Below are 20,566 nucleotides of genomic sequence, written 5' to 3' on the forward strand. Positions count from 1 at the left end.
GGGTGGGTGGCAGGGCGCCGTCGACCTCGGCGAGCAGCGCCTCGGCCGTGTCCAGCTGCCAGTTCGCCAACGCGGAGCTCACCTGCTGGTGCAGGGGTCCCGGTGGCACCAGGGCAGCCTGCCTGCTGGTCCCGGCCATGTCACGCACCGGGGCGCTGGCACGCCGACGGAGCCCGTCCGGCTCACCTGCGCTCCGGGCCCGGCGCAGGCTCATGAGGCGACCTCGTTGTCCTCGAACGCCCAGCCGGGACGCCGGCGCGTGCCGCCGAGCACCTCGGCCACCAGCTCGTCGACGGACCCCGCGGGTCGGGTGGCGCCGCCGTCCGCCGGTGCGGCCGGCGGCTGGCCGCCGGCCCGGACCCGGTTGCGGCCGCTGCGCTTGGCGGCGAACAGGTGCAGGTCGGCGGCGTCGAACAGCTCGCGCCAGCTCCGGGCCCCGGTCGAGGTGGCCAGGCCGATGCTGACCGTGACCCCCCGGCCGACGTCCAGGGCGGCCCAGTCCGCGTCGGCGACGGCGCTGCGCAGCCGCTCGGTGGCGACCACCGCCTGCGGCTCGGCCGTGTTCGGCAGCACCACGAGGAACTCGTCGCCGGCCCAGCGGAACACCTCGTCGCCGGTCCGGCAGTGCTGGCGGAGCAGCTCGGCGACCCGGCGCAGGACCGCGTCGCCGTGCAGGTGCGAGTGCTCGTCGTTGACCGCCTTGAAGCCGTCGACGTCGACCACCGCCAGCGACACCGTCTCCCGGTCCGTGCGCAGGTCGCCCAGCCGGCGCTCGGCGCTGCGCCGGTTGCCCAGGCCGGTCAGGGGGTCCTCGAGCGCGTGCCGGCGGAGCACGGCGGTCTGCCGCTCGGCCTCCCGGAGCCGGCTGCGCCGGACGAACATCTCCGCCCACAGCTCCCGGCCGTGCAGCTGGGCCCGGCTCGTCTCGGCCCGGTAGGCGTCCAGCCAGTGCATCGCCTCGACGGTCGAGCCGACCGCCGCGGTCGCCTGGCCCAGCTCGAGCAGGCACTGCCGGTACCGCCGCCGGTCACCGGCCGCGGCGAAGGCACCCGAGGCGGTCACCAGCAGCTCGACGGCCTCCTCGCCGTGCAGCCGCCCGAGGTCGGCGTCCCGGACGCAGAGCCAGCTGAGCAGCCGGGACAGCGCGAGGTCCGTGTAGCCCACCAGCCACAGCGCGGCGTCGCCGGACTGCAGGTGCCGGCGCACCCGGCGCAGCGGACCGAGGGCGTCCTCCAGCTCGCCGCGCAGCGCGATCGCCCAGGCCTGGACGACGTCGAGCAGGTCGCTGTCGGAGTCCGCCGGCTCCCAGGGCAGCTCGCGGGCGCTGGTGGCACAGCGGACCGCGACGTCGGCGAGCTCGCGGGAACGGGTCGCGTCGCCGCGGCGGTGCACGGTCTGGGCGAGCTCGGCGTGCTGCTGGGCGCACAGCCGCAGCAGCTGCCACCGGTCGCCGAGGTCGGGCAGCGCGCCGGCCACCCGGACACCGCGCAGCGCCTGGGCGACGGCGAGCTCCTCGAGGTCGAGCCGGGTCAGCGCCAGCGACAGCCAGAGGTGCGCCTGGTGCAGCGGCCGGCTGGGGTCCTCGGCGGACACCTGGTCGGCCAGCAGGCTCGCGTCCACGGCGAGGTGCAGGGCGACGTCGAGCCGGTCGGCGGTGACCTCCACGTGCGCCAGGTAGGCCAGCGTCAGGGCCCGCTCGGCCGTCGGGGAGCAGCGCTCCAGGAGGGCGCGGGCGGTGGCGACCCCGGTGGCCGAGCCGGCGACGTCGCCGTCGAGCAGTGCGGCGCGCGCGGTGAACGCCGCCGACCAGGCGTCCCAGCAGGGCTCGCCGGAGCCGGCCAGCGCGTCGGCGACGTCGGCGAGCTCGGCGGAGAAGACCCGGGCGTCGGAGGGGTCGCTGGCGGACAGCAGCCGCCAGCGGGCGTCCTCGAGCAGCTGGCCGTCGACGGTGCCGGGCCTCACGCGTCCCTCCACTCAGCTGTCAGGTCACGCATCCCGCACGTGTCCGGCCGGTGGCGAGGCAGCTCCCCCCGCCCCGGGAGCCCGACGCGGGTCGGTCTCCGGAACGGCCGCACTACCCTCACCGGATGCCCAGTGCAGGACACAGCGCAGCGCCGACGAGGTTCGCCTATCTGGGGCCCGAGGGTACCTTCGCCGAGGCCGCGCTCGCCTCCCTCACCCGGTCCGCCGGGTGCACCGACTGGGTCGCGGAGCCGCAGCCCAGCGTCGGTGCCGCGCTCGCCGCGGTGCGCAGCGGCGAGGTCGGGGCGGCGCTGGTGCCGCTGGAGAACTCCGTCGAGGGCTCGGTGCCGGCGACGATGGACGGCCTGGTCGACGGCGACCCGCTGGTCGTCACCCGCGAGGTGTTCCTGCCGGTGGGCTTCGTGCTCGCCGCGCGTCCCGGCACCACGCCGGCCGACGTGCGCTCGGTGGCCAGCCACCCGCACGCGCTGGCGCAGTGCCGGGCGCGGATCGCCGAGGTGCTGCCCGACGCCGACGTCGTCCCCACCGCCTCGACGGCCGACGCCGCCCGCCGGGTCGCCGCCGGCGAGCACGGCGCCGCCGTCTGCGCGGCCATCGCCGCCGAGCGCTACGGGCTGGACGCGCTGGTGGCCGACCTGGCCGACCACCCCGGCGCGGTCACCCGGTTCGTGCTGGTCGAGCAGCCGGGAGCGCTGCCCGCCCCCACGGGGGCGGACAAGACCACGGTCACCGCGGTGATCGCCGACCGCACCGGTGCGCTGCTGGACCTGCTCGCCGAGTTCGCCGTGCGCGGCATCAGCCTCACCCGGATCGAGTCCCGGCCCACCCGCGAGCGGCTCGGGGTCTACTCGTTCTCGATCGACTGCGAGGGGCACGTGGCCGACGCGCGCGTGGGCGACGCGCTCGCCGCGCTGCACCGGCTCTGCGCCGAGGTGCGCTTCCTCGGCTCCTACCCGCGGGCCGACAGCCAGCCCGGCAAGCCGGTGGACGAGCGGGTCGGCGACGACGCGTTCGCCGGTGCGCAGGCCTGGCTGACCCGGGTGCGGGAGGGACAGGCGGTGTGACACCGCTGTCGTGCATCCCGAGCTGGTCGCCATGGTCACCGAGTGTGCGCCATTGTCGACACAAAGCAACAGCTTGCGGTGGAACAGTTCGTCACATCGGACACACCCGGTGCACCGGCGTGTCGCTGCACCACCTCCGTGCGATGAGGTGCTATCCGGCACACCCGACGCGGACACGGAGGAGACCGGCATGGCCCAGCACTGGGTGGCGACGGACTTCGGCGGACTGGACGTCTTCGAGCTGGTGGACGTGGACGTCCCACCGCCGGGGCCGGGTGAGGTGACCATCACGGTCTCCGCGGCCGGGATGAACCCCGCCGACGCCAAGCGCGTCGCCCGCCCGGGTGACCGCAGCTCGCTGCCGATCCCGATCGGGTCCGAGGTGGCCGGCCGGCTGACCGCGCTGGGACCGGACACCGAGATCGCCTCCGGCGGCGGGGAGGTCGGTGACGAGGTGCTCGCGTTCCGCATCTCCGGCGGGTACGCGACCGAGGTCACCGTCCCGGCGTCGGCGGTGTTCGCCCGGCCCGCGTCGCTGGCTCCGGAGGAGGCTGCGAACCTGCTGCTGGCCGGGGCCACGGCCGCGGAGATGCTGCACGTGACCGGCGTGGGCGAGGGCGACACGGTGCTGCTGCACGGTGCGTCCGGAGCGGTCGGTGTCAGCGGGCTGCAGCAGGCCCGGCTCCTCGGCGCGCGGGTGGTCGGCACGGCCGGCGAGGACCGTGCCGACGTCGTCCGCCGGTTCGGGGGTGAGCCGGTGCGCTACGGCGGGGGCCTGGCCGACCGGGTGCGGGCGCTGGCGCCGCAGGGCGTCGACGCGGCGCTGGACGCCGTGGGCACCGACGAGGCCGTCGACGTGTCGCTGGAGCTGGTCGCCGACCGGCAGCGGATCGTCACGATCGCCGCGATGGGCCGGGCGGGGGACGCCGGGATCCTGGCCATCGGTGGCGCGATGCCGTCGAGCCTGGCCTACCGCGACTCGGTGCGCGCCCGGTTGATCGAGCTCGCCGGCGAGGGTCAGCTCGTCGTCCCGGTGGCACGCACGTTCCCGCTGACCGAGGCGGTCGCCGCCCTGGAGCTGCTGCAGAGCGGCCACCCCGGCGGCAAGCTGGCGCTGCTCCCCTGAGCTCGGGGCGAGCCTCTGGAGGGGGCCATCAGAGGTAGAGGCCGGTGGACTCCTCGATCCGCTCCGCGGCGACGGCGTGCACGTCGCGCTCGCGCAGGATGATCAGGTCCTCGCCGTGCACCTCGACCTCGTGCTGGTCCTCGGGGGAGAAGAGCACCTGGTCGCCGACCTTGACCTGGCGCACGTTGGCGCCGACGGCCCGCGCCTCGCCCCAGACCAGCCGCTTCGCCACCTGCGCCGTCGCCGGGATCAGGATGCCGCCGCTGGACCGCCGGTCGCCGTCCTCCTTGCGGAGCGAGACCAGCAGGCGGTCGTGCAGCATCTTGATCGGCAGGCCACCGGCCGCGGCGTCGTCCCCAGGCACGTCCGACAACGCTACCCGGCCGCTCCCTCCTCACTTCCGGCGCCGAGAGCGGAGTCGGGGCCACTACCCCCAGCCGAGGGCGTGGAGCTTGTCCTCCTCGATGCCGAAGTGGTGCGCGATCTCGTGGACGACGGTGATCGTGACCTCCTCGGCCACCTGGTCCTCGTCCTCGCAGACGTCGCAGATGGCCTCGCGGTAGATCATGATCCGGTCCGGCAGCGAGCCGCCGTAGTCGGCGCCGCGCTCGGTGAGGGCGTACCCCTCGTAGAGCCCGAGCAGGTCCGGCTCGTCGGGGTTGCGGTCCTCGACCAGCACGACGACGTTGTCCAGCAGGGCCATCAGCCCGGCCGGCACCTCGTCGAGCGCGTCGGCGACCAGCTCCTCGAACCGCGGCAGCGGGAGCGCCCTCACCAGCTCGTCGGCAGCGGGCGGCCCTCCTCGTAGCCGGCCGCGCTCTGCACCCCCAGCACCGCGCGCTCGTGCAGCTCGTCGATGGTGCGCGCCCCGGCGTAGGTGCACGACGAGCGGACGCCGGCCACGATCCCGTCGATCAGGTCCTCGACGCCGGGGCGGGCGGGGTCGAGGTACATCCGCGAGGAGCTGATGCCCTCCTCGAACAACCCGGCGCGGGCGCGCTCGAACCCCGAGGCGCCCGACGTGCGGGCCTTGACCGCGCGGGCCGAGGCCATCCCGAAGCTCTCCTTGTAGCGGCGTCCGGTGCCGTCGTCGTACAGGTCGCCGGCGCTCTCGTAGGTGCCGGCGAACCAGGATCCGACCATCACGTTCGCCGCGCCGGCGGCCAGCGCCAGCGCGACGTCGCGGGGGTGCCGCACCCCGCCGTCGGCCCAGACGTGCCTGCCCAGCTCGCGGGCGGCCGCCGCGCACTCCTCGACCGCGGAGAACTGCGGGCGCCCCACGCCGGTCATCATCCGGGTGGTGCACATGGCGCCGGGCCCGACGCCGACCTTGACGACGTCCGCGCCGGCCTCGACCAGGTCGCGGGTGCCCTCGGCGGTGACCACGTTGCCGGCGACGACCGGCGTGCGGCCGGCGACCGACCGGACGGCGCGCACCGCCTCGACCGCCTTCTCCTGGTGGCCGTGGGCGGTGTCGACGACGAGCACGTCGACACCGTGCGCGAGCAGCGCCTCGGTCTTGCCGGCGACGTCGCCGTTGATGCCGACGGCCGCGGAGGTGAGCAGCCGGCCGGAGGCGTCCAGGGCCGGGGCGTAGATGGCCGAGCGCAGCGCGCCCTTCCGGGTGACCAGCCCGACGAGCCGGTCGCCGTCGACCACCGGGGCGGCCTTGACCCGCTCGTCGGAGAGCACGTCGAAGACCTTGGGCAGGTCGGTGCCGGCCGGGATGGTGAGCGGATCGGTCATGACCTGCGCCAGCTGGGTGAACCGGTCGACCTCCGCGCAGGAGCCGTCGGTGACGATGCCGACCGGCCGCCCGTCCTCCACGACCACCACGACGCCGTGCGCGCGCTTTCCCATCAGGGACAGCGCCTCGGCGACGGTGGAGGTCGGGCCGAGGGTGATCGGGGTGTCGTAGACCGGGTGCCGGGCCTTGAGCCAGGACACCACCTCGCCGACGACGTCGATCGGGATGTCCTGCGGCAGCACGGCCAGCCCGCCGCGGCGGGCCACCGTCTCGGCCATCCGCCGCCCGGAGATCGCCGTCATGTTGGCGACCACGATCGGGATCGTCGTCCCGACCCGGTCCGGCGTGGTCAGGTCCACCTCGAGGCGGGAACCGACCGTCGAGTGCGCCGGCACCATGAAGACGTCGGCGTAGGTCAGGTCGTGAGCCGGGCGGGCGTCACCGAGGAAGCGCATGCCGCCAGTGTCCCCGACGACGGCGGCTCCTCGGTCGTCGCACGGGACGACCGTCCTGGCAATTCGTCAAGCCAGTTGACGATCTGGCCGCGCAGCGGGCAGACTGGGCATCGTTCGTCAACCACGTTGACAAGGAGTCCGACATGGCCGTCGTCCCGGCGCCCAGCCAACCGACGCACGAGGTGGGAGGCGTCCGGTTCACCTCGCTCGCGACCCCGAGCCGCGGGTCCACCGACAGCAGCGTCTGGGCGGTGGAGATCGCGCCCGGTGCGCAGGGGGCGCCGCACCAGCTGACCCGGGAGGAGGTCTTCGTCGTGCTCGACGGGCGCGCGGACGTCCGGATCGGTGACGAGCGGGCGACCGCCGGCCCCGGGGATGCCATCGTCGTCCCCCCGGGTGTCCCCTTCGCGCTCGCCGCCGCCGGCGACGAGCCGCTGCGTGCGCTGTGCTGCCTCCCGGTCGGCGGCCGGGCGCAGCTTCCCGGCGGTGCTCCGTTCGTCCCGCCGTGGGCGCAGTGAGCGAGCCGGAGGTGCCGTTGGCCCGGCTGTTCGCCCTGGGCTACCGGGCGCTCGTCGACGGGCTGCACGACGAGCTGCCCCGGCGTGGCTGGACCGACGTCCGGCCCGCGTTCGGCTTCGTGCTGCTGGCCCTGCGCGACACACCCGTCCTGCTGCGCGACCTGCCGGCCACCCTCGGCACGAGCAAGCAGGCGGTCTCCAAGCTGGTCGACGCCATGGTGGCGGTCGGTTACGTGGAGCGGGACGCGGACCCGGGGGACGCCCGGGGGAAGCGGGTGCAGCTGTCCGACCGCGGCCGTCAGCTGCTGACCGCCGTGGAGGAGGTGTACGCCGACCTGGAGCGGACCTGGGCGGCGGTCCTCGGCGAGGAACGACTGGCCGGGCTGCGCGCGGACCTGACCGCGGTGCTGAGCAGCACGACCGGGGGGCGGCTCCCGCCGGTCCGGGCCGTCGGCTGATCCCGGTGGGTGCCCGGGCGCTGCGCACCCGGCACCTACCATCACCGGTGTGATCGACCTGCGCCTCGTCCGCGAGAACCCCGAGCTCGTCCGCGCCAGCCAGCGTGCCCGGGGTGCCGACGAGTCCCTGGTCGACGCCCTGCTGGCCGCCGACGCCGAGCGCCGGGCCGCGGTCAAGTCCGCCGACGACCTGCGCGGCGAGCAGAAGGCCGCGTCGCAGGCGGTCCGCGGCGCGTCGAAGGAGGAGCGCCCCGCCGTCCTGGAGAAGGCCAAGGCGCTGGCCGCGGCGGTGAAGGAGGCCGAGGATGCCGAGCGCACCGCGGACGCCGCGCTGCACGCCCTGCACCTGCGCATCCCCAACGTCGTCCACCCCGACGTGCCGCCCGGCGGCGAGGACGACGCGGTGACCCTGCGCACCGTGGGCGAGGTGCCGACCTACGACTTCGAGGTCAAGGACCACCTGCAGATCGGTGAGGCGCTCGGCGCGATCGACATGGAGCGCGGGGCCAAGGTCTCCGGTGCGCGCTTCTACTTCCTCACCGGCCCCGGCGCGCTGCTGGAGTTCGCGCTCGCCCAGCTGGCGATCACCCGCGCGGTCGCCGCCGGGTTCACCCCGGTGGTGGCCCCGGCGCTGGTCAAGCCCGAGGCGATGGAGGGCACCGGCTTCCTCGGCGAGCACGACGAGGAGGTGTACCGGATCGAGCGGGACGACCTGTACCTCGTCGGGACGTCGGAGGTCGCGCTGGCCGGCATGCACGCCCGTGAGGTGCTCGACCTCTCCGCCGGGCCCCGGCGGTACGCCGGCTGGTCCTCCTGCTTCCGCCGCGAGGCCGGCTCCTACGGCAAGGACACCCGCGGCATCATCCGGGTGCACTGGTTCGACAAGGTCGAGATGTTCAGCTTCTGCGCGCCCGAGGAGGCCGCCGCCGAGCACCGCCGGCTGCTCCAGTGGGAGGAGGAGTTCCTCTCCGCCCTCGAGCTGCCCTACCGGGTGGTCGACATCGCCGCCGGTGACCTGGGCACCAGCGCCGCCCGCAAGTTCGACATCGAGGCGTGGTTCCCCAGCCAGGGCACCTACCGGGAGCTGACCAGCACCTCGGACTGCACCACCTTCCAGGCCCGCCGGCTGCAGATCCGCACCCGGGACGCCGACGGGAAGCCGCAGCCCGCGGCCACGCTGAACGGCACGCTGTGCGCGATCGCCCGCACCATCGCCTGCCTGCTCGAGGTGCACCAGCAGGCCGACGGGTCGGTGCACGTCCCGGTGGCCCTGCGGCCGTGGCTGGGCGGGCACGCCGTGCTCACCCCGGGCATGTCCCTCGCCGCGGTCGCCGGGCCCGCCGCGTGACCAGCAGCCAGCCGGTGCAGCCGGCCTTCGTCCCCGAGTCGGGTGCGGGGACGCTGGTGGAGCTGTCGCACCTCGCCGTCGAGCTGGGTGGCTGGCGGCCGCGGCTGGTCGCCAGCGACCTGGACGGGACGCTGCTGACCTCCGAGGGCGAGGTGAGCCCCCGCACCCGGGCGGCGATCGACGCCTGCCGGGCCGCCGGGGTGCCGTTCGTCGGGGTCACCGGCCGCGGCCCCCGGCTGCTGGACAGCGTCCGCGCCGCGCTGGGTGGCACCGGCATCGCCGTCCTGGCCCAGGGTGGGTACGTCGTCGACCTCGACCGCACCCAGGTGCTCCGGACCGTCGGCATGTCGCGGGAGGACGCCACCGCCGTCATTGCCGCCATCGAGGAGGTCGCCGGCGAGCTGATTGTGGCGGTGGAGGACGCTGCCGAGCAGGCCGAGGCGTTGCGCCCGCTGCGGGTGCAGCACGGTTTCGACTGGCCCTACCCCGAGCCCGCGCACCTGCTGCCGCGGCACGAGGTGCTGCCGGTCGGCGCGGTGCTCAAGGTCTTCCTGCGCTCCTCGAGGCTGGGCGAGGACGAGCTGCTCGGGCTCGCCCGCCGGGTGGTCGACCCGGCGGTCGCCGAGCTGACCCACGCCGGCCTGGGCTTCATCGAGGTGCTGCCGCCGGGGGTCACCAAGGCCACCGGGCTCGCGGTGGCGCTCGAGCACCACGGTGTCGCGCTCGGCGACGTCCTGGTCTTCGGCGACATGCCCAACGACCTGCCGATGATCGAGGCGGTGACCCGGGCCGGCGGCCGGGCGGTCGCGATGGCCAACGCCCACCCCTCGGTGCTGGCCGCTGCCACGGACCGGACCAGCGGCTCGGATGCCGACGGCGTGGCCCGCTACGTCGAGGCCGTGCTGGCACTGGGGGTCGAGCATGTCTGACTGGCGCCCCCGGCTCATCGTGAGCGACCTCGACGGGACGCTGCTGCGCAGCGACGAGACGATCAGCGACGGGACCCTCGCGGAGCTGCGGCGCTGGGCGGACGCCGGGGTGCCGCTGGTGCTCGCGACCGGGCGGCCCCCGCGCTGGATGCTCGGCGTGCGGGACCGGCTGGGCGGCGGCACGGCCATCTGCTGCAACGGCGCGGTGCTGCTGGACCTGGGCGGGTTCACGGTGCTCGAGGAGCACCCGCTGACCCCCGACGTGCTGCGTGCGATCACCGACGAGCTCCGTCGCCGCCAGCCCGACACCTGGTTCGCCGTCGAGTACGGCGACCAGTTCCGGCACGAGCCCGTCTACAAGCCGCGCTGGGACGTCGACGCCCCCGGGGTCGCGGAGGCGACCCTGCCGGAGCTGGTGGCGCAGCCGGTGGCCAAGCTGCTGGCCCGGCACGAGCACCTGCCGCGGGACGAGTTCGTCGAGCTGGTCGCCGAGGTCGTCGGCGACACCGCCACGGTCACCAACTCCTCCGCCGACGCGCTCGCCGAGATCTCCGCGCGCGGGGTCACCAAGGCCACCGGACTCGCCCGGCTGGCCGCGGCCCGCGGCCTGGGCCCCGGCGACGTCGTCTACTTCGGGGACATGCCCAACGACCTCGCCGCGTTCGACTGGGTCCGGGAGGGCGGCGGGCGCGCGGTGGCCATGGCGCACGCGCACCCCGACGTCCTCGCCGCGGCGACCGACGTCACCGACGCGAACGACGCCGACGGCGTCGCGGCCTTCCTCGCGGGGCTCCCGGGCTGACCTCCGGGACGCCGGGACCCTGCCGACCCCGAGGGGGCCGTCGTCAGTCGGCGTGGAGCTGCTGGCGCCGGGCGGCGGCCCGACGCCAGCGGGGGTCGTGTACCGGGAGGCTGGCCACGAGCAGGTCGTGGGCCTCGAGGTCGTTGCGGCCGAGCGGGTGCGCGGTGAAGGCCTGCAGCAGCTCCAGGTCACCGGTGGCGAGCACCGCCCGGCGCAGCCCGGCTCCCAGCTCGTCCCGCAGCTCCCGGATCGCCGGGGCGTCCGACCCCGGCAGCAACGGCCCGGGACAGGCGGCGAGCGCCGCCTCCGCGCGGCCGGCCTGCAGCGCGGCCTGCACCTGTGCGACATCGCTGACCACGGTCGTCACCAGCCGGTAAGGCCGGGTGTGCAGCAGCTCCGGGCCGATCAGGGCGCGCAGCCGGCGCACCTCCCCGCGCACCGTCGTCTGGTTCCCGGAGTCCCCGTAGACAAGGTGGGCGAGCCGCTCGCCGGTCAGCCCGCCCGGGTGCAGCGCGAGGACGGCGAGCACCTCGGCCAACCGCAGCGTCAGCGGCACCGCTCGTCCGTTGACCAGCACGTTCGGCACCCCGTTGCCGAGCAGCCGCAGGGCCAGCCGGGGCAGCGGGCCGCGCGGTGCCGACGGACCCGACGGGACCACGCGCAGCAGGGAGGCGCCGTCCAGCGGCTCGACCACCACCTCGCGGCCGTTGACCTGCACCGGGTGGTCGACCGCGGGCACCGGGACGCGGTCGGGCCACCAGCCCCACGGCTGCGCGGCGAGCACCCGGCCGGTGGGGCTGACCAGCGCCCCGGGCGCGCCGCCGAGCCCGGTCAGGTGCGGCAGCAGCCGCATCCGCAGCTGCTCGTCGGCGACGGCCAGCCGGACCCGGAGCTCGGCCTCGGCGAGCCGGGCGGTGGCCGACACCAGCTGCAGCAGCGCCGGGTGCACGGTGTGCAGCGGGCCGCTGACGTCGACCGCGCCGAGGATCGCGCCGGTCTCGGGGTCGTGCACCGGGGCGGCCACGCAGGTCCAGCCGTGGTAGGTCCGGACCAGGTGCTCCGCGGAGTGGATCTGCACCGGAGCGTCCACCGCCAGCGCCGTGCCCATCGCGTTGGTGCCGATGGCGCTCTCGCTCCACCGCGCTCCCGGGACCAGCCCCACCCTGTCGGCGTGGGACAGCACCGCCGCGGCGCCGTCCCGCCACAGGATGTGCCCGTCGGCGTCGGTCACCAGCATGACGTGCATCGCGTCGTCGGCGATGCCCCCCAGCGTGCTGCGCAGCACCGGCAGGCACGCGCTGAGCGGGTGCGCCGCCCGCAGGTCGGGCAGCCGGTCGGCGGCGAACACCACCGGCGGCGTCCGGCGGTCCGGGTCGACGTGCGCAGCGAGGCTGCGCTGCCAGGACTCCGAGACGACCGGGCGCGGAGCCCGCCGGCTCGGGCGGTCGCCCAGCACCGCGTCGAAGACCTCGGCCAGCTCGCGGGCGTGCGCCCGCTGGTCACCGGGTACCCCGGGCGCCGGTGAGCCCCTGTGCCGTGCCCGCTCTGCTGCCATCGCCGTCCGGCGCCTCGCCGGCGGCGCCGCCCCTCTGGGGTGGATCCTGGCCCAGCGGCGCCGCTCCCGGCAACCGGCCGCGCCCGGTCAGCCGTCCAGCGCCGCCGCCGCGGCCGAGGCCACCGCGACGTCCTGCGCCACCGAGCCGGCGCTGACCCCCACCGCGCCGACGAGCTCGCCGTCGCGGTGCAGCGGGACGCCGCCGCCAAAGGCGACCATGCCGCCCGCGGTGTGCTCGAGGCCGTAGAGCTCGGCGCCGGGCTGGACCGGGTCGGTCAGCGCCGACGTGGGCAGGTCCATCAGCACCGATGTCACCGCCTTGCGGTGGAGATGTCGATGCTGGCCCGGATCGCGCCGTCCATCCGGCCGAAGGCCACCAGGTGCCCGCCGTCGTCGACGACCGCGATGTCATCGGCTGGCCGATCTCGTCGGCCTCGCGATGCCGGCGTCCAGGATCCGACGCGCCTGCGCATGGCTCACAGAGGTGCTCATGGCGGCAGCAGACCGTGCGGCCGAACCCGTGGACAAGGCCCGCGGCAGGCCGGTCCGCCGGCGGGCAACGAACAGGCAACGTGACGCGTGTCACCGTGGCGGCACACGTCCAGACACCGAGGAGCTGTCCGCATGACTGCGCTGACCCGGGACGACTACCCGCTGTCGATCAACCGGCCGGAGCTGCTGCACACCCCGACCGGCAAACCGATCACCGCGCTCACGATGGACGCCGTCGTCTCCGGCGAGCTGTCCGCCGAGGACCTGCGCATCTCACCGGAGACGCTGCAGCTGCAGGCCGAGCTGGCCGAGGCGAGCGGCCGCCCGCAGCTCGCCGGCAACTTCCGCCGGGCCGCGGAGATGACGGCCATCCCCGACGCCGACGTGCTGGCCATGTACAACGCGCTCCGGCCGCGGGCCTCCACCGGGGCTGCGCTGGCCGAGCTGGCCGACCGGCTGGAGACCACCTACTCGGCGCCCGTCTGCGCGGCGCTGGTCCGCGAGGCCGCCGAGGTGTACGAGCGACGTGACCTGCTCGCCCGCCCGACCGGCGACGACGACTGAGGAGAGACCCGATGACCAGCACCGCGCCCCGGCAGTCCACCGGGCACCAGCAGTCGCTGCGGACCGAGATCCTCGAGGCCCGCTCCGTCAACCTCGACGGGTTCGTCGAGGAGTGGCCCGAGAAGGGCCTCGTCGCCATGGAGAGCGCCTTCGACCCCGCACCCAGCGTGCGGGTCGAGGACGGCCGCATCGTGGAGCTCGACGGCAAGCTGCGCGACGACTTCGACTTCATGGACACCTTCATCGCCAACCACGCGATCGACGTGACCTCCGCCGAGGAGTCCAACGCCCTCCCCTCCGCCCAGGTCGCGCGCATGCTGATCGACCCGAGCGTCTCCCGGGACGAGGTGTTGGCGGTGACCCGGGGACTCACCCCGGCGAAGGTCCTCGACGTGGTGAAGCTGATGAACGTCGTCGAGATCATGCAGGGCATGCAGAAGATGCGGGCCCGGCGGACCCCGGCGAACCAGGGGCACTCGACCAGCGCCCGGGACAACCCCATCCAGGTCGCCGCGGACGCCGCCGAGGGTGCGCTGCGCGGGTTCGCGGAGCTGGAGACGACGCTGGGCGTCCTGCGGTACGCCCCGCTCGTGGCCATCGCGCTGCAGGTGGGTGCCCAGGTCGGCCGGGGTGGCGTGCTCACCCAGTGCGCGCTGGAGGAGGCGACCGAGCTCGAGCTGGGCATGCGCGGCATCACGGCCTACGCCGAGACCATCTCGATCTACGGCACCGAGTCGGTGTTCATCGACGGGGACGACACCCCGTGGTCCAAGGCGTTCCTGGCCGGGGCCTATGCCTCCCGGGGGATCAAGATGCGCTTCACCTCGGGCACCGGGTCGGAGGTGCAGATGGGCAACGCCGAGGGCAAGTCCATGCTGTACCTGGAGATCCGCTGCATCCTGATGGCCAAGGGAGCCGGGGTCCAGGGGTTGCAGAACGGCTCGATCAGCTGCATCGGCGTGCCGGGTGCGGTGCCGGGCGGGCTGCGCGCGGTGGCCGCGGAGAACCTGGTGGCCAGCATGGTCGACCTGGAGTGCGCGTCGGGCAACGACCAGTCGTTCTCGCACTCGGCGATGCGTCGGACCGCGCGCGCGATGCCACAGCTGCTGCCCGGCACCGACTTCGTGTGCTCCGGGTACTCCTCGGTCCCGAACGCGGACAACATGTTCGCCGGCTCGAACTTCGACACCGAGGACTTCGACGACTGGAACACCATCCAACGCGACTTCCAGGTCGACGGCGGCCTCCGGCACGTCCGCGAGGACGAGATCCTGCAGGCGCGCGAGAAGGCGGCGCGGGCCCTCCAGGCGGTCTTCGCCCACCTGGACCTGCCGCCGATCACCGACGACGAGGTCGTGGCGGCCACCTACGCCAACTCCTCGAACGACTACCCGTTCCGCGACGTGCTCTCGGACCTGAAGGGGGCGCAGTCGGTGATGGAGCGCGGGATCACCGGGCTGGAGCTGGTGAAGGCGCTCGAGTCCTCCGGGTTCCACGACGTCGCGGAGAACCTGCTGACCGTCCTGCGCCAGCGGGTGTCGGGGGACCTGCTGCAGACCTCCGCCATCCTCACCGCCGACTTCGTGCCGCTGTCGGCGATCAACGACCCCAACGACTACGCCGGTCCGGGCACCGGCTACCGGCTCGAGGGCGAGCGCTGGGAGCAGCTGAAGAAGCTGCGCCACGTCACGTCCTCGACGAACCCCGAGACCGAGGTGGGCTGAGCCATGACGACCCCGACGACGACGGCCCCGCCCGAGCGCACCGTCACCCTCCGGGAGATCGGGCCGGCCCGGCGCGGTACCCGACCGGACGAGGTCGTCGTGGCCCTGTCCCCGGCGTTCGCCGGTCACTTCAGCAAGACCATCGTCGACGTCCCGCACGCCGAGGTGCTGCGCCAGCTGATGGCCGGCATCGAGGAGCAGGGGGTGACCGCCCGGCTGATCCGGGTCCGGGACACCGCCGACCTGGCGGCCATCTCGCACATCGCGGCGAAGATGTCGGGGTCGGGCATCTCGGTGGGGATCCTGTCCCGCGGGACGACGATGATCCACCAGAAGGACCTCGCCCGGCTGAGCAACCTGGAGCTGTTCCCCCAGTCGCCACTGCTCGACGCGCCGGTGTTCCGCATGATCGGCTCCAACGCCGCGCAGTACGCCAAGGGGGAGTCGCCCCAGCCGGTGCCCACCCGCAACGACCAGATGGCGCGCCCCCGTTGGCAGGCCAAGGCCGCGCTGCTGCACCTGAAGGAGTTCGAGTGCATCGAGGCCGACCGCGGGCCGGTGGAGGTCGAGGCCGTCTTCGGACCGGGCACCGCTGGCTGAGGTGAGCACGCGGGACGACGGACCCACGGGGACCCGGCTGGTCGTCGGCGTCGACATCGGCAACTCCACGACCGAGGCGTGCCTGGCGGAGGTCGGACCCGACGGGTCCGTCTCCTACCTCGGCACCGACCTCACCCGGACCACCGGCGTCAAGGGCACCCCCGCCAACACGGCGGGTGCCCTGACGGCGATCCGGGGCGCGCTCGCGCGGGGTGGCCGGGGCGCGGACCGGGTGGCCACCGTGCTGCTGAACGAGGCGACGCCGGTGATCAGCGGCCTGGCGATGGAGACGATCACCGAGACGATCATCACCGAGTCGACGATGATCGGCCACAACCCGACCACCCCGGGCGGAGAGGGCCTCGGGGTGGGCACCACCGTGTCGATCGCCGGGCTCGGCACGGCCGAGCCCGGGCAGCCGGTGGTCTGCGTGGTGCCGCCCGGCTGGGACTTCGACGACGCCGCCGCGGCCATCAACACCGCGGTCGCCGGCGGTGCCGAGGTGGTGGCCGCGATCCTGGCGGGGGACGACGCCGTCCTGGTCACCAACCGGCTGACCCGGCCGGTGCCCGTCGTCGACGAGGTCGCTGCCGTGGAGAAGGTCCCGCTGGGGATGCTGGCCGCCGTGGAGGTCGCCCCGCCGGGCCGCACCATCCGGACCCTGTCGAACTCCTACGGCCTGGCCACGGTCTTCGAGCTGGACCCGGCGCAGACCCGGCAGGTCTCCCCGGTGGCCCGCGCGCTGACCGGCAACCGCTCGGCGGTGGTGGTCCGCACCCCGTCCGGGGACGTCACCGACCGGCGGATCCCGGTGGGTGAGCTGGTGCTGCGCGGTGCGGGCAAGACGCTGCGGGTGGACGTCGACGCGGGGGCGGAGGCGATCATGGAGGCGGTCGCCCGGGCGCAACCGCTCGACGACGCGCACGGCGAACCGGGGACCCACGTCGGCGGGATGCTGGCCCAGGTCCGCGACACCATGGCCGACGTCATGGACACCCCGGGGCAGCCTGCGGTCCCGGTGTCCGAGATCGCCATCCGGGACGTGCTCGCCGTCGACACGTTCGTGCCGGCGGAGGTGCGCGGCGGGCTGGCCGGGGAGGTCGCCCTCGAGAACGCCGTCGCGCTGGCGGCGATGGTGCGCACCAGCCGCAGCCGCATGCAGCTGGTGGCCGACCTCGTCTCCGAGGGTCTCGGCGCCGCTGCCGTGATCGGTGGGGTCGAGGGTGAGATGGCCGTCAACGGTGCGCTGACCACACCGGGCGTCGACCGGCCGGTCGCCGTCCTGGACCTGGGCGGCGGCTCGACCGACGCCGCGCTGCTCACCCGCGAGGGCGAGTGCACCGCCGTGCACGTCGCCGGAGCCGGCGAACTGGTCACCAAGCTGATCGACTCCGAGTTGGCGCTGGGGGACCGGGAGGTCGCCGAGGGCGTCAAGCGGTTCCCGCTGGCGAAGGTCGAGAGCTTCTTCCACGTCCGGCACGAGGACGGCACGGTGCAGTTCTTCGACCAGCCGCTGCCGCCGCACGTGTACGCACGGGTGGTGGTGCTGAGCCCCGAGGGACCGGCGCCGGTGCCCACCCGGCACGGCCTCGACCACGTCCGCCGGCTGCGCCGGGAGGCCAAGCGCCGGGTGTTCGTGGTCAACGCCCTGCGGGCGCTCCGGCAGGTGGCCCCAGGCGGCAACATCCGGGCGCTGGAGTTCGTCGTCCTGCTCGGCGGCTCGGCGCTCGACTTCGAGATCCCGGACATGATCGCCGACGCGCTCGCGCCGTACGGGATCGTCTGCGGCACGGGCAACGTGCTGGGCACCGAGGGGCCGCGCAACGCGGTCGCCTCCGGCCTGGTCCGGGCCTACGCCGCCGAACCGGTGCGGTCCGGGCCGGCAGCACCGGTCCGGTGAGCGGGACGGGCGAGCGGCCGGCGGTGCTGGTGTACCGGCACCCGGGCGCTCCGGCGGCGGTGGTGCGCGAGGTGTGCGCCGGCGTGGAGGAGGAGGGCGTGCCGGCCGAGGTGGTGGACGCCCCGGACGGGCTGACCGCCACCGGGCTGGCGCACGCCGCGGCGCAGGCCTCCCGGCTCGAGGTCGGGATCGGCGTGGACGCGGCCGGTGCGACCGCCGTCCACCACGGCAAGCTGCCGCTGGACCACCCCCCGGCGACGCTCGGCGCTGACGCTCCCGCGCCGGACCGGCGGCGGATCGGCCGGACCGGCGCGCGGGTGGTGAAGAACCTCCCGCTCGGCTGAGCCGGGGTCAGAGGTACTGGCCGCCGCCGTGCCGCGCCTCGGGCTGGCCCTGGTCCGACGAACCCGCCGGCAGCGCCCGGCGGCGCATCTCCTCGAGCTGTGCCCGGGCGGCCATCTGCTGGGCGAACAGCGCGGTCTGGATGCCGTGGAAGACGCCCTCCAGCCAGCCGACCAGCTGCGCCTGGGCGATCCGCAGCTCGGCGTCGGACGGCGTCTCGTCGCCGTTGAACGGCAGCGTGATCCGCTCCAGCTCCTCGCGCAGCTCCGGCGCCAGCCCCTGCTCGAGCTCGCGGATCGAGGAGGCGTGGATGTCGCGCAGCCGGTTGCGGCTGGCGTCGTCCAGGGGCGCCGCCCGCACCTCCTCGAGCAGCTGCTTGATCATCGTGCCGATCCGCATGACCTTGGCGGGCTGCTCGACCAGGTCGCCGATGCCGGTCGGCCCGCCGTCCGAGCCGTCACCCTGCGGCACGGCCATCGCGCCGACCGGCTGGCCGTCGGGACCGACGACGAGGACCTGCTGCGGCTGCTGCTCACCGGGACGGGGTGCTGTCATGCCCCCATCCTGCCCCGGCCCGCGCGCGGGGTGGCGGCCCGCCCGGCCGTGCCGTCGCCCCGGCGGGCGACCCAGGGGGACTGGCTACGCTCCCGGCATGTCGTCGGGGGCGGGACAACTGGACGTGGCTCGCGTCCGGGGGCTGTTCCCGGGGCTGTCCGACGGGCTGGTGCACACCGACGGCCCGGGCGGCGCGCTCGTGCCGGAGTCCGTGGTGCGCGCGGTGTCCTCGGCCATGCGGGTGCCGATCGCCGACCGCGGCGGGGTGTTCGCCTCCTCCGCCCGCGCCGAGCAGCTGGTCTCGGGTGCGCGCAACGCCGTCGCCGACCTGGTGGGCGCCGTCCCGGCCGGCGTCGTCCTCGGCCCCAACGTGACCTCGCTGACCTACGCGGTGGCCCGCGCGCTGGGCAAGCACTGGCGGCGCGGCGACGAGCTGGTGGTCAGCCGGCTGGACCACGACGCCAACATCCGGCCCTGGCTGCAGATCGCCGACGAGATCGGCATGGTCGTCCGGTGGGCCGAGGTCGACATCGAGACGGGGGAGCTGCCGGACTGGCAGTACGACGAGCTGCTCACCGACCGCACCCGGCTGGTGGCGGTGACCGCGGCCAGCAACGCGATCGGCACCTGCCCCGACGTCACCGCGATCGGCCTGCGCGCCCACCGGGCCGGCGCCCTGGTCTTCGTCGACGCCGCGCACGCCGCGCCGCACATGCTGCTGGACATCGCCCAGCTGGAGGCCGACTTCGTGGCGCTGTCGGCCTACAAGTGGGGCGGCCCGCACGTCGGCGCGGTCGTCGCCCACCCCGGGCTGCTGGGTGAGCTCCGCCCGGACAAGCTGGTGCCCGCGCCCGACCGCGTGCCCGACCGGTTCGAGCAGGGTTCCCCGCCGTACGAGCTGTACGCCGGCGTCGCCGCCTCGGTCGACCACCTCGCGGGGCTGTGCCCGGGGACCCCGGGCACCCGCCGGGAGCGGCTGGCCGTGTCGCTGTCCGCCGTCGGCCGGTACGAGGACGCGCTGTTCGACCGGCTGGACCGGGCGCTGCGGTCGATGGCCCACGTGCAGGTGCTCGGCTCGCCGCAGTACCGCACCCCGACCCTGTCGTTCACCCTGCCGCGGATGCGCCCTCGGCAGGTCGCCCGGGAGCTGGCCCGCCGCAGGGTCTGCGCCTGGGACGGCGACTTCTACTCCCGGGAGCTCTTCGACGCGATCGGGGCGAACGAGGACGGCGGCGCCGTCCGCCTCGGGCTGATGCACTACAACACGGTCGACGAGGTCGACCACGTGATCGACAGCGTCGCCGCTCTCCGCTGAGCCCGGCACAGGAGGCTTTGCACCCGGTTCCATGGCGCAGACCGGGTGCAGAGCCTCCTGTGCCTGGGACGTCACGAGGGCAGGAGCAGGACCTTGCCGATGTGGTCGCTGGCCTCGACCAGGGCGTGGGCGTCGGCGGCCCGGGACATCGGCAGCCGGCGGTCCACGACCGGACGGACGACGCCGCGCTCGACGTCGGGCCAGACGTCGTGCCGCACCGCGGCGACGATCTCCGCCTTGCCGCCGGGGCCGGTCACCGGGCGGGAGCGCAGCGTCGTCGCGGCCACCGACGCCCGCTTGCGCATGAGCTTCCCGAGGTCCAGCTCGGCCCGGGTGCCGCCCTGCATGCCGATGCCCACCAGCCGGCCGCCGGTGGCCAGCACGTCGACGTTCCGGGCCAGGTACGCAGCGCCCATGATGTCCAGGACGACGTCCGCCCCGTGCCCGTCGGTGGCGTCCCGCACCACCTGCACGAAGTCCTCGTCGCGGTAGTTCACGGTGATCTCGGCGCCCAGCTCGCGGCAGAAGGCCAGCTTCTCGGGGCTGCCGGCGGTGGTGGCCACCCGCGCGCCGGCCCGGACGGCCAGCTGGACGGCCATCGTGCCGATCCCGCTGCCGCCGCCGTGGACCAGGAAGACCTCGCCGGCCCGCAGCCCGGCGAGCATGAACACGTTGGACCACACGGTGCACACGACCTCGGGCAGCGCCGCCGCGGTGGCCAGCTCCACGCCGGCCGGGCGGGGGAGCAGCTGACCGGCCGGGACGGCGACCCGCTCGGCGTACCCGCCGCCGGCCAGCAGCGCGCACACCTCGTCCCCGACCGACCAGCCGGTCACGCCCTCGCCGACCTCGCCGATGATGCCGCTGCACTCCAGGCCCAGGACCTCCGAGGCCCCCGGCGGCGGCGGGTAGTGCCCCTGCCGCTGCAGCAGGTCGGCACGGTTCACCGCGGCGGCGACCACGTCGACGAGCACCTCACCTGGACCGCACACCGGATCGGGCACCTCGTCCCAGCCGAGGACCTCGGGGCCGCCGGGCTCGCTGATCGTCACTGCACGCATGCCCCGACCCTAGAAGGGGAGCGCGGCG

The 20,566-nt window shown here is 74.9% G+C and carries 20 protein-coding genes and 1 pseudogene; 13 read left to right on the plus strand and 8 right to left on the minus strand.

The genetic code is table 11. The features are described from left to right. Nucleotides 1-210 precede the first annotated feature (210 nt). Entirely contained in the window at nucleotides 211-1,962 is a 1,752-nt protein-coding gene (locus FHL80_RS15235; RefSeq protein WP_138734243.1) for a GGDEF domain-containing protein, read from the minus strand. Nucleotides 1,963-2,087: 125 nt separating this feature from the next. Between FHL80_RS15235 and pheA the strand changes: the two genes are divergently transcribed. Both pheA and FHL80_RS15245 read left to right on the plus strand, forming a co-directional pair. Next, on the plus strand, nucleotides 2,088-3,047 hold the full coding sequence (pheA, locus tag FHL80_RS15240; protein WP_138734244.1) for a prephenate dehydratase: 960 nt from the start codon (nucleotides 2,088-2,090) through the stop codon (nucleotides 3,045-3,047). A gap of 190 nt (nucleotides 3,048-3,237) precedes the next feature. Further along, entirely contained in the window at nucleotides 3,238-4,173 is a 936-nt protein-coding gene (locus tag FHL80_RS15245; RefSeq protein ID WP_138734245.1) for a quinone oxidoreductase family protein, read from the plus strand. Nucleotides 4,174-4,201: 28 nt separating this feature from the next. On the opposite strand, the gene FHL80_RS15250 is transcribed toward FHL80_RS15245, so the two are convergent. The 3 genes from FHL80_RS15250 to FHL80_RS15260 all read right to left on the minus strand — a co-directional run bounded on the left by FHL80_RS15250 (nucleotide 4,202) and on the right by FHL80_RS15260 (nucleotide 6,375). After that, nucleotides 4,202-4,537, minus strand: a complete 336-nt coding sequence (locus FHL80_RS15250; RefSeq protein ID WP_014738361.1) for a GroES family chaperonin — start codon at nucleotides 4,535-4,537, stop codon at nucleotides 4,202-4,204. Nucleotides 4,538-4,600: 63 nt separating this feature from the next. Then, nucleotides 4,601-4,948, minus strand: coding sequence for a metallopeptidase family protein (locus FHL80_RS15255; protein WP_138734246.1), 348 nt, complete (start codon nucleotides 4,946-4,948; stop codon nucleotides 4,601-4,603). Further along, nucleotides 4,945-6,375, minus strand: coding sequence for a GuaB1 family IMP dehydrogenase-related protein (locus tag FHL80_RS15260; RefSeq protein WP_138734247.1), 1,431 nt, complete (start codon nucleotides 6,373-6,375; stop codon nucleotides 4,945-4,947). The genes FHL80_RS15255 and FHL80_RS15260 overlap by 4 nt, the downstream gene beginning before the upstream one ends. Before the next feature lie 143 nt (nucleotides 6,376-6,518). Between FHL80_RS15260 and FHL80_RS15265 the strand changes: the two genes are divergently transcribed. From FHL80_RS15265 to FHL80_RS15285, 5 genes are read left to right on the plus strand one after another with little or no spacing between them, the layout of a single operon-like run. Continuing rightward, nucleotides 6,519-6,893 carry a cupin domain-containing protein gene (locus FHL80_RS15265; RefSeq protein WP_138734248.1) on the plus strand — a complete coding sequence of 125 codons (375 nt, stop codon included), beginning with the start codon at nucleotides 6,519-6,521 and terminating at the stop codon, nucleotides 6,891-6,893. Further along, nucleotides 6,890-7,351: a MarR family winged helix-turn-helix transcriptional regulator gene (locus FHL80_RS15270; RefSeq protein ID WP_216870757.1), complete on the plus strand. Its 462-nt coding sequence runs from the start codon at nucleotides 6,890-6,892 to the stop codon at nucleotides 7,349-7,351. The genes FHL80_RS15265 and FHL80_RS15270 overlap by 4 nt, the downstream gene beginning before the upstream one ends. 49 nt (nucleotides 7,352-7,400) lie before the next feature. After that, on the plus strand, nucleotides 7,401-8,699 hold the full coding sequence (gene serS, locus FHL80_RS15275) for a serine--tRNA ligase (RefSeq protein WP_138734250.1): 1,299 nt from the start codon (nucleotides 7,401-7,403) through the stop codon (nucleotides 8,697-8,699). After that, nucleotides 8,696-9,628, plus strand: a complete 933-nt coding sequence (locus tag FHL80_RS15280; protein WP_246078702.1) for an HAD family hydrolase — start codon at nucleotides 8,696-8,698, stop codon at nucleotides 9,626-9,628. The genes serS and FHL80_RS15280 overlap by 4 nt, the downstream gene beginning before the upstream one ends. After that, nucleotides 9,621-10,430 (plus strand): HAD family hydrolase, encoded by an 810-nt coding sequence (locus FHL80_RS15285; RefSeq protein ID WP_138734251.1) that lies wholly within the window; start codon nucleotides 9,621-9,623, stop codon nucleotides 10,428-10,430. The genes FHL80_RS15280 and FHL80_RS15285 overlap by 8 nt, the downstream gene beginning before the upstream one ends. A gap of 43 nt (nucleotides 10,431-10,473) precedes the next feature. Here FHL80_RS15285 and FHL80_RS15290 read toward each other — a convergent pair whose 3' ends face one another. Next, nucleotides 10,474-11,985, minus strand: coding sequence for a GAF domain-containing protein (locus FHL80_RS15290; RefSeq protein ID WP_138734252.1), 1,512 nt, complete (start codon nucleotides 11,983-11,985; stop codon nucleotides 10,474-10,476). Nucleotides 11,986-12,072: 87 nt separating this feature from the next. After that, nucleotides 12,073-12,458, minus strand: a pseudogene (locus tag FHL80_RS27095) (GlcG/HbpS family heme-binding protein). A 151-nt stretch (nucleotides 12,459-12,609) separates the two neighbouring features. Here FHL80_RS27095 and FHL80_RS15300 point away from each other — a divergent pair. The 5 genes from FHL80_RS15300 to FHL80_RS15320 are packed head-to-tail and all read left to right on the plus strand — an operon-like array spanning nucleotide 12,610 to nucleotide 17,609. Beyond that, nucleotides 12,610-13,041, plus strand: coding sequence for a diol dehydratase small subunit (locus tag FHL80_RS15300; RefSeq protein WP_138734253.1), 432 nt, complete (start codon nucleotides 12,610-12,612; stop codon nucleotides 13,039-13,041). An 11-nt stretch (nucleotides 13,042-13,052) separates the two neighbouring features. Continuing rightward, nucleotides 13,053-14,765, plus strand: coding sequence for a propanediol/glycerol family dehydratase large subunit (locus tag FHL80_RS15305; RefSeq protein WP_138734254.1), 1,713 nt, complete (start codon nucleotides 13,053-13,055; stop codon nucleotides 14,763-14,765). A 3-nt stretch (nucleotides 14,766-14,768) separates the two neighbouring features. Beyond that, nucleotides 14,769-15,365 carry a propanediol/glycerol family dehydratase medium subunit gene (locus FHL80_RS15310; protein WP_138734255.1) on the plus strand — a complete coding sequence of 199 codons (597 nt, stop codon included), beginning with the start codon at nucleotides 14,769-14,771 and terminating at the stop codon, nucleotides 15,363-15,365. A 1-nt stretch (nucleotide 15,366) separates the two neighbouring features. Beyond that, complete coding sequence (locus FHL80_RS15315; RefSeq protein WP_138734256.1) at nucleotides 15,367-17,265, plus strand: diol dehydratase reactivase subunit alpha; 1,899 nt, start codon at nucleotides 15,367-15,369, stop codon at nucleotides 17,263-17,265. Then, a complete protein-coding gene (locus FHL80_RS15320; protein WP_138734257.1) occupies nucleotides 17,262-17,609 on the plus strand; it encodes a glycerol dehydratase reactivase beta/small subunit family protein in 348 nt (115 codons plus the stop codon). Before FHL80_RS15315 ends, FHL80_RS15320 begins: the two co-directional genes overlap by 4 nt. Nucleotides 17,610-17,616: 7 nt before the next feature. Here the strand turns inward: FHL80_RS15320 and FHL80_RS15325 are convergent, their stop codons facing one another. After that, nucleotides 17,617-18,162, minus strand: coding sequence for a bacterial proteasome activator family protein (locus FHL80_RS15325; RefSeq protein WP_138734258.1), 546 nt, complete (start codon nucleotides 18,160-18,162; stop codon nucleotides 17,617-17,619). 97 nt (nucleotides 18,163-18,259) lie between these two features. Between FHL80_RS15325 and FHL80_RS15330 the strand changes: the two genes are divergently transcribed. After that, entirely contained in the window at nucleotides 18,260-19,477 is a 1,218-nt protein-coding gene (locus tag FHL80_RS15330) for a cysteine desulfurase-like protein (protein WP_138734259.1), read from the plus strand. A gap of 71 nt (nucleotides 19,478-19,548) precedes the next feature. Here the strand turns inward: FHL80_RS15330 and FHL80_RS15335 are convergent, their stop codons facing one another. After that, nucleotides 19,549-20,538, minus strand: coding sequence for an NAD(P)H-quinone oxidoreductase (locus FHL80_RS15335; RefSeq protein ID WP_138734260.1), 990 nt, complete (start codon nucleotides 20,536-20,538; stop codon nucleotides 19,549-19,551). Nucleotides 20,539-20,566 lie beyond the last annotated feature (28 nt).

The sequence above is a fragment of the Modestobacter excelsi genome, from assembly GCF_005930495.1.
In the GTDB taxonomy this organism is placed as follows: domain Bacteria; phylum Actinomycetota; class Actinomycetes; order Mycobacteriales; family Geodermatophilaceae; genus Modestobacter; species Modestobacter excelsi.